Origin of the sequence: Microbacterium sp. NPDC058342 (genome assembly GCF_042723935.1) — a bacterium.
GTDB lineage: Bacteria > Actinomycetota > Actinomycetes > Actinomycetales > Microbacteriaceae > Microbacterium.
Genome location: NZ_JBHXID010000002.1, coordinates 180,573 through 190,656, shown reverse-complemented (window position 1 = coordinate 190,656; position 10,084 = coordinate 180,573). Strand labels below are relative to the sequence as shown.

Here is a 10,084-nt window from a genome sequence, read left to right as displayed (position 1 = left end):
TCAGCGCACCCCGGCGCGGCGGAGTGCGGATGCGAGCTCCGCCGCGTGGCGCACGACTGCCTCGCCGACCCGGGCGACCTCCTGCTCCGAGGCCGCCGCGAGCGGCAGGGAGCAGCTGATGGCATCGGTCGCGGGAATCCGGTAGGGGACAGTCGCGGCGACGCAGGAGATGTCCGCGGAGTTCTGCTCCGCCTCGATCGCGTAGCCACGCTCGCGGATGCGGTCCAGCTCGGCACGCAGCTCGTCGAGGTCGGTGATCGTCCTCTGCGTGAGCGGCTCGAGCTCGGCGCCGTCGTAGAGGACATCCAGCTCGGCGCTGCTGCGGTCCGCCAGCATCGCCTGGCCGAGGGCCGTGGCGTGCGCGGGCAGCTGCCGGCCGATGCGGGAGAGCACGTGCCGGACCTCGTGCGTCTCCTTCGTGGCGAGGTAGATCACGTTGCGCTCGTCGAGCCTCGCGAAGTGACAGGTGTAGCCGAGCTCCTTCTCGAGCGCGTCGAGCTGGCGGATCGCCAGCGGCACGGCGGGGTCGCGGTCCAGGTACGCCGTCCCCGTCAGCAGCGCATGCGGCCCGACCGAGTAGGAAAGGCCGTCCGGCCCGGGCTCGAGCCAGCGCAGAGCGACCAGGGTCTGCACGAGCTGGTGCAACGAGGATCGCGGGTAACCGGTCACCCGGTGCAGATCGGAGAGGCTCAGACGCGCGGGGCTGGACCCGAACACCTCCAGCAGTCGAACCGTCCGCTCGGCCGACTTGACCAAGGGTCGTGTCTCTGCGCCGTCGCTCTGCATCCTGCCTCCGCCCGGAAGCCTAGCATCGGAGCCGGGCGGCCTCGGCGGCCGCCGCGTCAGTCGAGCTCCGCGGCGAGCTACTCCTCAGCAGCGCGCCTGCGACGGACCAGGACCACCCCGACGGTCGGTCCGATGACCGCCACCGCGAGCACGAGGATGCCGAGCGCAACCGCGATCGCGAGGTTCCCGGGACGCGCGTCCGGCGTGGGCGGAAGGGCGAGCGTCGCCGGTTCAGGCGGAGGCAGTGGTGCCGCGGTCGCGCTCAGGCGCGTGAGCGCCGCGACCGGGTTCACCACCCCGTACCCCATCGACGGATCGCGCTCGGACTCCGCTCCGGACGCGGTCGCCGCGGCGTCCGCGGTGTCGATGAGTCGCTGACCCACCTGCCCCGCGCTCAGCTGCGGCTGTTCGTCCATCACCAGTGCCGCCGCAGCGGCGACATAGGCGACCGCCAGGCTCGGGTCGCTCCCTCCGATGTGCCCAGGACCGTCGGGAACGGCCGCCGTGAGATCCATCGACGGGGCGGCGAGGTCGGGCGGCGCGCCGATCTGCCCCGACTCGACGGGCCCTGACGGAGTGAGCGGAGCGACCGCCAGCACATCGTCCATCCGCGCGGGGAACGCCGCCTTGCCGCTCGGGCCGGCCGCAGGCGCTACGACGAGCACGTCCTCGTCGACGGCGGCCTGCACCGCTCGTCTGAGCCGGCTGTCATCCTCGGTGACGGTGAGAGAAAGGGCGATCACCCGCGCACCCGCCCGCACGGAAGCGTCGATCGCCGCAGCGAGACGACCGGGATCGCCTTGGCGCTCGAACTCGGCCGGATCGTCCGTCACGCGGATCGGCAGGATCGTCGCGCCCGGCGCGACACCGGCGAACTCGGTGCCGTCGACCTGTCGCGCGGCGATGAGGGAGGCGATGAAGGTTCCGCGCCCGAAGCAGTCCACGTCGCCTCGGCCGCCCGACAGGTCGGATCCCGCCAGTACCGCGCCGCGGAGAGACGGCGTCTTCGCGCTCACGCCGGTGTCGATGACGGCCACGGTCACCTCGCCGGTCGAGCGCGGCCAGGCGCGCTCCGCGCCCATGCGCTGCTGCCCCCAAGACGGATCGGCGACGACGGGCGCGTCGGCGTTCGCCGCGCAGGAAGCAGCGGCGGCGGGTGCGACCGGCACGAGCGCGGTCAGTGTGGAGAGCAGACCCGTCGCGAGGGCGAGTGCGACACCCGACGCCAATGTGCGAGAGATCATTCGGGCGCATCCGTCCAGCCGACCTGCAGCCCGGTGCCGCCGCGGCGGGTGAGCAGTTCGGCGCGCCCCGGGGGAAGGGACCGCCCCCGGCCGAGCGAGAAGGTCATCGGCTCGGACGAGGGCATCGAGAAGGTGAGCTCCGGCGTGTTCGACTCGTGGAGTCGACGGATGACCGAGTCCATGGCCGTGCGGCTCGACCCGGCTCCTGCGCGCGCGACGATCAGGTGCAACCCGATGTCGCCCGCCTGCGGAATGAGCTCCACGAGCGGGCCGAGCGGGCCGCCCGTGACGCTCAGCAGCAGGTCGTAATCGTCGACGAAGACGAAGAACTCGGGACCGCTCCACCAGTCGCGCCGCCGCAGCTGGGCCGGTGTGATGTCGGCGCTGGGCACACGGTCCCGCAGCTCGGCGGTGAGCTGGGCGATGACCTGCTCGGCTGCGGACGAGGAGAAGGCGGTTCCGAACAGATAGGGCTCGGGCACGGTCTCGACGAGGGTGCGCCGGGGATCGATGGCGACGACGCGCGCCTGCTCGGGAGAGAACGCTGTCGTCACGCCCGATGCGATCAGGCGGAGGGCGGCTGTCTTTCCGCTTGCGGAATCGCCGACGATGCTCAGATGCGGCACCTTGGCGAAGTCGTGCCATACCGGCTGAAGGTCCTGTTCGCCCTGGCCGAGGGCGATGCGGGGCCCGGCTTCCGGAGTGGGCAGGAGGCCGGCTGCGAGCACGGCGGGCAGCATCCGCACCTTCGGCGCCGCAGCGCCCGCCCATGCGTCCGCGACCGCTTCGCACAGGTCCCGCGATGCGGCGGCCAGACCGTCGGCGCTGGTGCGTCCATCGATCCGGGGCACGCCGGCGAGGAAGTGCATGCTCTCGGCGTTGATGCCGCGTCCGGGCAGCTGCGGCACGGTCGCGGCCTTGCGCATGCCGTGGACCGAGTCGATCGGATCGCCGAGCTTCAACTCGACACGGGTACCCAGCTGGTCCCGCAGCGAGCTGTGCACGTCCGTCCACCGGTTCGTGGTGATCATCACGTGTACCCCGTAGGCCAGCCCTTGCCGGGCGATGTCACGCAGAGTCACATCGTGCTGCTCGTACTCGGCGCGCAGCGCCGCCCAGCCGTCGACGGCCAGGAAGACGTCGCCGAAGGGTTCATCGGCGAACTCGCCCTCCCGGCGGCGCGCGCGATAGTCGGCCATGCCCTCCAGGCCGTGCGCGGTGAAGAACTGCTCACGGTCGTGCATGAGCGTGGTCACTTCAGCGATCGATCGGGAGATCTGCTCCGATTGGCGCCGCGTGGCGATCCCGCCCACGTGGGGAAGCCTCTCGAGGGTCGAGAGTCCGCCGCCGCCGAAGTCGATGCAGTAGAACTGCACCTCTGCGGGGGTGTGGGTCAGCGCCAGAGCGCTGATCAGCGTTCTGAGCAGGGTCGTCTTGCCCGATTGCGGTCCTCCCGCGATGCCGACGTTTCCGCCCGCGCCGGAGAGATCGACCTCGTAGAGCTCGCGAGTCTGCTCGAAGGGCTTGTCCACGACGCCGATGGGCACGCCCAGGTTGCCCGATCCCGTGTGCCCGATCGCATGCAGGCCTCGCCGCGGGTCCGGGAGCAGCGGTGGCAGCAACTGATCGAGGGTGGGCGGATCGGTGAGCGGCGGCAGCCAGACCTGGTGCGCGGGGGGACCGAATCCGATGAGCTTGTTCACGATGATGGACATGACGGTCTCCTCCGCCGCATCCGCCGAGGCGCCGCCGGGCTCTGCGACGGCGAGCTCGGCACCCTCGGTGTCCGAGGAAGGCGCCTCGAGCGCCGGCTGCGAGAGCGTCTCTTCAGCCGCGGGCGCAGACGTGCGCTGAGCGTTGAACAGCACCACCTGCTGCCGCACCTCCTCCTGACGCTCCTCGCGCGTGCGACGGCGGTAGGTGCCGGACACGTACGCGGCCTTGAACCGCGTCAACGTCGCCACGTCACTGCGCAGATAGCCGTTGCCGGGGGCGTTGGGCAGGGAGTGCGCGTCGGGCACGCCGATCACGCTGCGGCTCTCGAGCGCCGAGAACGTGCGCAGGCCTATGCGATACGACAGGTGGCTCTCGAGTTTCGTCATCCGGCCGTCCTCGAGTCGCTGGCTGGCGAGCAGCAGATGAACGCCGAGCGAGCGGCCGAGTCGTCCGATCATGACGAACAGCTCGGCGAAATCCGGGTTCGAGGCGAGCAGTTCGCTGAACTCGTCCACGATGACGAAGAGGGTGGGAAGCGCTTCGAGAGGTGCGCCCGCCAGACGCGCCTTCTCGTGCTCCAGAAGCGAGCTGTAGTTCCCCGCCGCCCGGAGGTACTCCTGCCGGCGATTGAGCTCTCCGGCCAGCGCATCCTGCATGCGCGTGACGAGTGTCGCCTCATCCGCAAGGTTGGTGATCAGAGCCGACACGTGCGGAAGCTCGTCGAGACCGAGGAACGTCGCCCCGCCCTTGAAGTCGACCAGGACGAAGTTCAGCGTCTCGGAGGAGTGCGTCATCGCCAGTCCCAGCACCAGGGTCCGCAGCAGCTCGCTCTTTCCGGAACCCGTCGCGCCGATCAGAAGGCCATGCGGTCCCATCCCGCCCTGCGCCGCCTCCTTGATGTCGAGCTCGACCGGTCGGCCGCGCTCGTCGACGCCCAGGGGAATGCGCAGCCGTGACCGGTTGAGTTCGTCGCGCATGTGCTCGACCGGCTCCCATCGGTCGACATCCTCGACGTTGAGCAGCGTCGGCAGTTCGAAGTCGGCGACCATCGGCTCATTCGACTCGATGCTGCGCCCCCCTGCCCGATACGGCGCGATCACGCGGGCGAGTGCGACCGCCCCGGCGAGGCTGAGGGTGTCCGGCCGGCACAGCGCGGTGCGTTGCTCGGTGCCCTCGTTGCGGTCGATCCTGACCATGTGGACCTGATCGGGTTCGACTTCCAGGAAGAGCCCCGGTGACTCATCCGGCTCTCCTTCCGGGTCCAGCGAGATCGTGGTCACGCACCGGTATCCCGCACCGCCGAGGCGCGTCCCCGGAGACGGGGCGACTCCGTCGAACACCACGAGGTAGTACGGTTCCTCGGCACTGGGGGCAGCCCCCGGCTCGAAGCGCGACCGGCTTCTGAGCTCCTCGTCGAGCATCTCCGAGAAGGTCAGGGCGTCGACGCCGAACAGGCGCGCCGAACCCGCGCCGTCCTGCACTCGCGGATGCTGGGCATGCCCCAGCCACTTCACCCAGTCCCAGTCATCGACACGCTCCGGTGACACGCACACCGCCAGACGCAGCTCATCCGGGCCGTGCAGCGTCACCGCCTGCGCGACCAGGGCGCGGATCATGCCGCGGGCGACCTCTTCGTCGCCCACGATCCGGACATCCGCCAGCCGCCGCAGGAACAGGGCCACCGGAAGGTTCTCGACGGTGCTGTGGACCGCGATGAAGCGGCGCAGTGCACGGGCGGACAGCGGCTCCAGGTCAGCGATCGGCTTCGTCGACAGCGGCATGATCCGCTGGCTCAGGCTGTGCGCGCCGAGGCCGATGCGCAGCTCGCCGAAGTCGCCGTGATTGCCTCGTCGCTCCCAGAGCCGGGCGGTCATGGCCAGGTTCGACAGCGAAGCCGGGTCAGGGTGCCGCCACAGCAGTGATGCACGCTGCTGTGACGCGGCTCGCCGCACGCGCGCCCGAACCTGACCGAGGTATCGCATGAAGTCGCGCCGATCCCCCCGCACCGTGTTGCGACGCTCGGCAGCGGCCCGGGTCATCTGGACGAGGACCATCAGGCCGGCGAGCACGAGCATGCCGAGGAAGAGTCCGACGGCGAGCGCAGGGTTGCGCTGACCGAGGAAGACGAGCATCATCACGCCGCTGATGAGCATCATCGGCAGCATCATCAGCATGGTGAGCGGGTCCTTCGCCTGCAGTTCGGGCAGCGAAGGCGGCTCCTGCAGTTCGATCTCACCCGATGGCAGTTCAGGCGGCTTCTCACGCTGCCGGCGGAACGGGATGGTGCTCATCGTTGATCTCCTCGCGCGGGGATGGCTTCGCCGGGAACACGCTCGGGTGCCGTGGTTCGGTTCACATGAGGCGATTCGGGAGCGGATTGAACCCTTCCAGCGGGGCGAGGCGTATGACGAACATGACGACTCTTGCTCAGACGGTGCCGTCGGCGACACCCGGCGTCCAGTCCGACAGCGCTCTGGCGGCGGCAGGAGACATGTGCCGCCTGGTGGTGATCGGACCCACGTCCCGAGTCGAACTGGCCGTGCCGTCGCACATCCCCGTCGTAGAGCTCCTGCCGACGATCGTCGGCCATCTCGATCCGGCGCTGGCCACGCGAGGGCTGGCGCACGGCGGATGGGTGCTGCAGCGCCTCGGTCACGCGCCTCTCGACGAGAACCGGAGCACCTCTGCCGCAGGCCTGCTCGACGGCGATGTCCTCTATCTCAGGCCGCGCGGTGATGAGATGGCTCAGGCGCAGTACGACGATCTCGTCGACGGCGTGCAGACCGCGCTGGGCAAGCGAGGAGACGAGTGGACGGCGGGCGACACGCGCACGGCGGTGCTCGTGGGTCTGGTGCTCGCGTGCGTCGGCGCGGCCGCGGTGACCGCGCTGATGGGAAGCGTCGCGCCCCTCGTCGCCGGGGTGCTCGCGGCGGCGGCCACGGGTGCCGGTGCCCTCGTGGGACGCCTGTGGGACTCCCTGGCCGGCGACATACTGCTTCTCGGGGCAGTGGCCGTCGGGGCTGTCGCAGGAGCCACCCTGCCCGGGGCGCTGTTCCCGGTACCCGGCACCAGCCCGGTGGCGCAGGTGATGACGGCCGCGGTGGCCGTCGGGGTCGTCGCCGCGTCAGGCGCATACGCGCGTGGTGGGCTCCGGCCGGTACTGCTGGCGATCGCGGGGTCGGCGCTCGTCGTCGTCCTGGCCCTGGCACTGCCGCTCCTGCTGGGTCTGTCGCCGGAGGCGGGTGCGGCCATCGGAGTGATGCTGCTGCTGGTGGCCGCTCGGCTGGTTCCGCGGTTGTCCATCTGGATCGCGGGGCTCGAGATCGATTCCGTTCCCACATCGGCAGAAGAGTTCCAGACGGATCTCGACACCATCGCGACGGCGGACATCGCGGAGAAGTCGAAACGCCTCCATTCAGTCGTGACCGCCTTCTGGGTCGCGTGGTCCGTGCTGCTGTGCGCGGCGATATCGGTGCTCGCGGTGGCCGAGGGGTGGGCGCCGCTCTCGCTCGCGATCGCCGGCTCGGTCGCCACCCTCCTGCAGGCGCGCGAACTGCGCGCGAAAGCGCACCGCACGACCCTGCTCGCCGCTTCCGCCCTTCCGATCATCCTCCTCGCGCCGTTGTACGCGTCTCGCCTGGAACTGCTGTGGCAGATCGTCATCCTCACGGTGCTGGTCATCGCCGCCGGCTATGCGGTGGTCGCCGTGCGCGTGCTGCCCGGTCGTCGTCTCGCGCCGACCTGGGGACGCTCGGGTGACGTCCTGCACTGGCTGTGCGCGATCGCCGTGCCGGCTCTGGTTCTCGCGGTGACCGGCGTGTACGACCTGATCGCCGACCTGTTCTGAACCCTTGACGACTTCGCACGCGTAGACGAGATGACACCGCAGCGCACGAGGACGTGAGAGGAGGCAGACATGTACGGACGGCGCGATCTGGTTGACTCGCATCTCTTCCTGCGCGGGCGCCTCACCTCGGCCGCGCTTCGGATCGACCCGGATGCCCCGGAGCGCCCTCTGCGTCGCAGCGCTGTCGGCATGAACGTCGGCATCGCGATCGCCGTCGCGGCAGCCGTCGTGGTGGCCGTCCTCAACATCTTCCTGTTCAAGGTCAACGATGCCTGGCGTGACACCCCCGGCGCGCTGATCTTCGACGAGTCCACGGGAGCCCGTTACCTGCTCGTCGAAGACACCCTGCATCCGGTGCTGAACCTCGCCTCCGCCGCGCTGCTCGTCGGCGGCCCGCCCCAGGTGATCACTGTCTCCGCCGACGACATCGCCAGCGTCCCGCGAGGGCCCGGAATCGGCGAGGCGGGTCTGCCCGACACCCTCCCCTCGCCGTCGGTCGCCGCATCCGTGTGGACGGCATGCGCATCGGATGACGGCACGACTCTGCGCGTCGCGCCGTCATCCGATGCCGCTCCGATCCCGCGAGACGAAGCCGTGCTCGTCAACACCGAAGGTGTGCTCCACCTGGTGTGGAACGGCCTGCGATTCAAGGTGAGCGAGGACTGGAGCGCCAGGGCCCTCGGTTTCGAGCCCAAGGCTGCGAGGGAGGTCGAGCCGCGCTGGCTCGACACGATCCCCAGCGGTGCCGATCTCGACCTGTCGGAGCTGACGATCGGCGGCGAGGGCCCGGTCATCGGCGGCGAGGAGACGCAGCTCGGCCAACTGTTCGTTCTCACGGGTGAAGAGGCTGAGGGAGCCGGATACGTCGTCACCGCCGAGGGGCTCATGCCGGTGACCGAGACGGTCGCCGCATTGCTGAGCGCGATCCCCGACGACGAGCTTCCCGAGCCGCAGGCGGCCACGAGGCGCTTGCTCAGTTCGGCGGCGGTGGTCGAACGAGCCGAATGGCAGGACGCGCTGCCGCGAACGGTGCCGGAACCGCTGGATGACCTTCTGACGCCGTGTTCGGTCTGGAAGGACGGCGAGCTCAGGCTCGCCGCCCTGGACGCGGACGCCCCGGATGACGCCGTCGACGTGGCTCCGGGAGCCGGCCTGCTCGCCGCGACGGCTTCGGCCCCCGGCATCAGCGGCGCCGCCCTCTACCTCGTCAGCGACGCGGGGATGAAGTATCCCGTCGCCGACGATCCCACGGCAGCCGCACTCGGGCTGAGCGCCTCGGACGCCCCGGCGATTCCGGAGGAGCTTCTCGCGCTGCTGCCCACAGGCCCCCTGATCGCTCAATGAGGAAGGACAGATCAACGACTTTCACCTCAGAACGCTCTTCTCATACCCACTCTGAACACCCAATCGATATGGAGAACGAACATGACTGATGGAACTCTCACCGGATTCGAGGCGACTCAGCTTCAGCAGATCATCGCCCGGACGCAGGACCAGGTCGTCGCGATGGAAAGCGCGCGCGGCCGCGTCGAAGGCGCGACCGAGATGATCGCGTCTGCCGCGCAGGCCCAGGCCGGTCTGGTGCTTCGCCAGCGCCTGAGCGAATGGCAGCAGCAGTACAGCGACATCAAGAACAAGCTCGACCAGCTGAACTCCCAGGTGCAGTCGCTCCTGGCCGAGCGCACCAGCACAGACGACTCGACGGCTGCCGCCGCCGCGTCCTGACACACGACCACGAAGGGAACAGACTCATGTCATTCAACGTCAACCTTGCGCAGTTCGAGACGGCGAACATCACGCTCAACAGCTCCTGCCAGGAGGTGGAGCAGATCCTGCAGAACATCTACGACACCATCCGTCCGATGGGCGAGGCGCAGTGGGGTCGCTCGCTTCCTGCATGGGGTGAGCTGCAGCAGCGCTGGAACACCGAGTACGCCGAGGTGCAGCAGGCCGGCGTGAACATCAAGAACGCGGCGGTCCGCGTTCGCGACGACTTCTACCAGGGCGACATCCGAGGCGCTGCGATCTTCAGTTGAGCTGTCGGGGATGCCCGCGACTTCCCACGGGCATCCCCGCTTCTCACGGAACAGGAGGTAGAACCATGGCAGCAGACAACACCGGCGCGTCGCCGGCGAACGCCGTCGAAGGCGTCAGGCTGGCGACGGATCAGACTCAGGTCAGATTCGACAGAGGACCGTACGACAACCTTCGTCGTGTCATCAACGACGTGGCCGAGACGACGTCCGACGCGGTGTGGGATTCGGATGGCTACTCCATCGGATCCGATCTTCGGGGTCAGCCCGCCCAGGCCACCTGGTTGATCGCGACGCAGGTCGGCAACAGCGTCAACAGGCTCGCGACGCAGGTGCGCGGTTACACGGACACGCTGTGCGGGAAGACGCTGCCGGGCTTCTCGGACGCTGTGGCCAAGGCAGCCGACACCCTCGCCGAGACGGATGAGACGGCCAGCACCGACGCGAACAGCTAGCCG

8 protein-coding genes are annotated in these 10,084 nt (G+C 69.5%); 5 read left to right on the top strand and 3 right to left on the bottom strand.

Annotated elements, in window-relative coordinates; all coding sequences use genetic code 11:
* The 3 genes from ACFWHT_RS10830 to eccCa all read right to left on the bottom strand — a co-directional run bounded on the left by ACFWHT_RS10830 (nucleotide 1) and on the right by eccCa (nucleotide 6,037).
* The gene (locus tag ACFWHT_RS10830; protein WP_378828304.1) at nucleotides 1–756 is read right to left on the bottom strand and encodes an IclR family transcriptional regulator; all 756 of its coding nucleotides are present in this window, start codon (nucleotides 754–756) and stop codon (nucleotides 1–3) included.
* Between the two features lie 107 nt (nucleotides 757–863).
* Nucleotides 864–2,030: a S8 family serine peptidase gene (locus tag ACFWHT_RS10825; RefSeq protein ID WP_378828302.1), complete on the bottom strand. Its 1,167-nt coding sequence runs from the start codon at nucleotides 2,028–2,030 to the stop codon at nucleotides 864–866.
* Entirely contained in the window at nucleotides 2,027–6,037 is a 4,011-nt protein-coding gene (gene eccCa, locus ACFWHT_RS10820; RefSeq protein ID WP_378828300.1) for a type VII secretion protein EccCa, read from the bottom strand. Before eccCa ends, ACFWHT_RS10825 begins: the two co-directional genes overlap by 4 nt.
* 122 nt (nucleotides 6,038–6,159) lie before the next feature.
* On the opposite strand from eccCa, the gene eccD reads away from it, so the two are divergent.
* The 5 genes from eccD to ACFWHT_RS10795 all read left to right on the top strand — a co-directional run bounded on the left by eccD (nucleotide 6,160) and on the right by ACFWHT_RS10795 (nucleotide 10,081).
* Nucleotides 6,160–7,593 (top strand): type VII secretion integral membrane protein EccD, encoded by a 1,434-nt coding sequence (gene eccD, locus ACFWHT_RS10815; RefSeq protein ID WP_378828298.1) that lies wholly within the window; start codon nucleotides 6,160–6,162, stop codon nucleotides 7,591–7,593.
* 69 nt (nucleotides 7,594–7,662) lie between these two features.
* Nucleotides 7,663–8,937, top strand: a complete 1,275-nt coding sequence (eccB, locus tag ACFWHT_RS10810; protein WP_378828296.1) for a type VII secretion protein EccB — start codon at nucleotides 7,663–7,665, stop codon at nucleotides 8,935–8,937.
* A gap of 81 nt (nucleotides 8,938–9,018) precedes the next feature.
* Nucleotides 9,019–9,318 carry a hypothetical protein gene (locus ACFWHT_RS10805; RefSeq protein ID WP_378828295.1) on the top strand — a complete coding sequence of 100 codons (300 nt, stop codon included), beginning with the start codon at nucleotides 9,019–9,021 and terminating at the stop codon, nucleotides 9,316–9,318.
* A gap of 26 nt (nucleotides 9,319–9,344) precedes the next feature.
* Complete coding sequence (locus tag ACFWHT_RS10800; protein ID WP_378828293.1) at nucleotides 9,345–9,629, top strand: hypothetical protein; 285 nt, start codon at nucleotides 9,345–9,347, stop codon at nucleotides 9,627–9,629.
* Between the two features lie 65 nt (nucleotides 9,630–9,694).
* The gene (locus ACFWHT_RS10795; protein WP_378828292.1) at nucleotides 9,695–10,081 is read left to right on the top strand and encodes a hypothetical protein; all 387 of its coding nucleotides are present in this window, start codon (nucleotides 9,695–9,697) and stop codon (nucleotides 10,079–10,081) included.
* The last annotated feature ends 3 nt before the right edge of the window (nucleotides 10,082–10,084 follow it).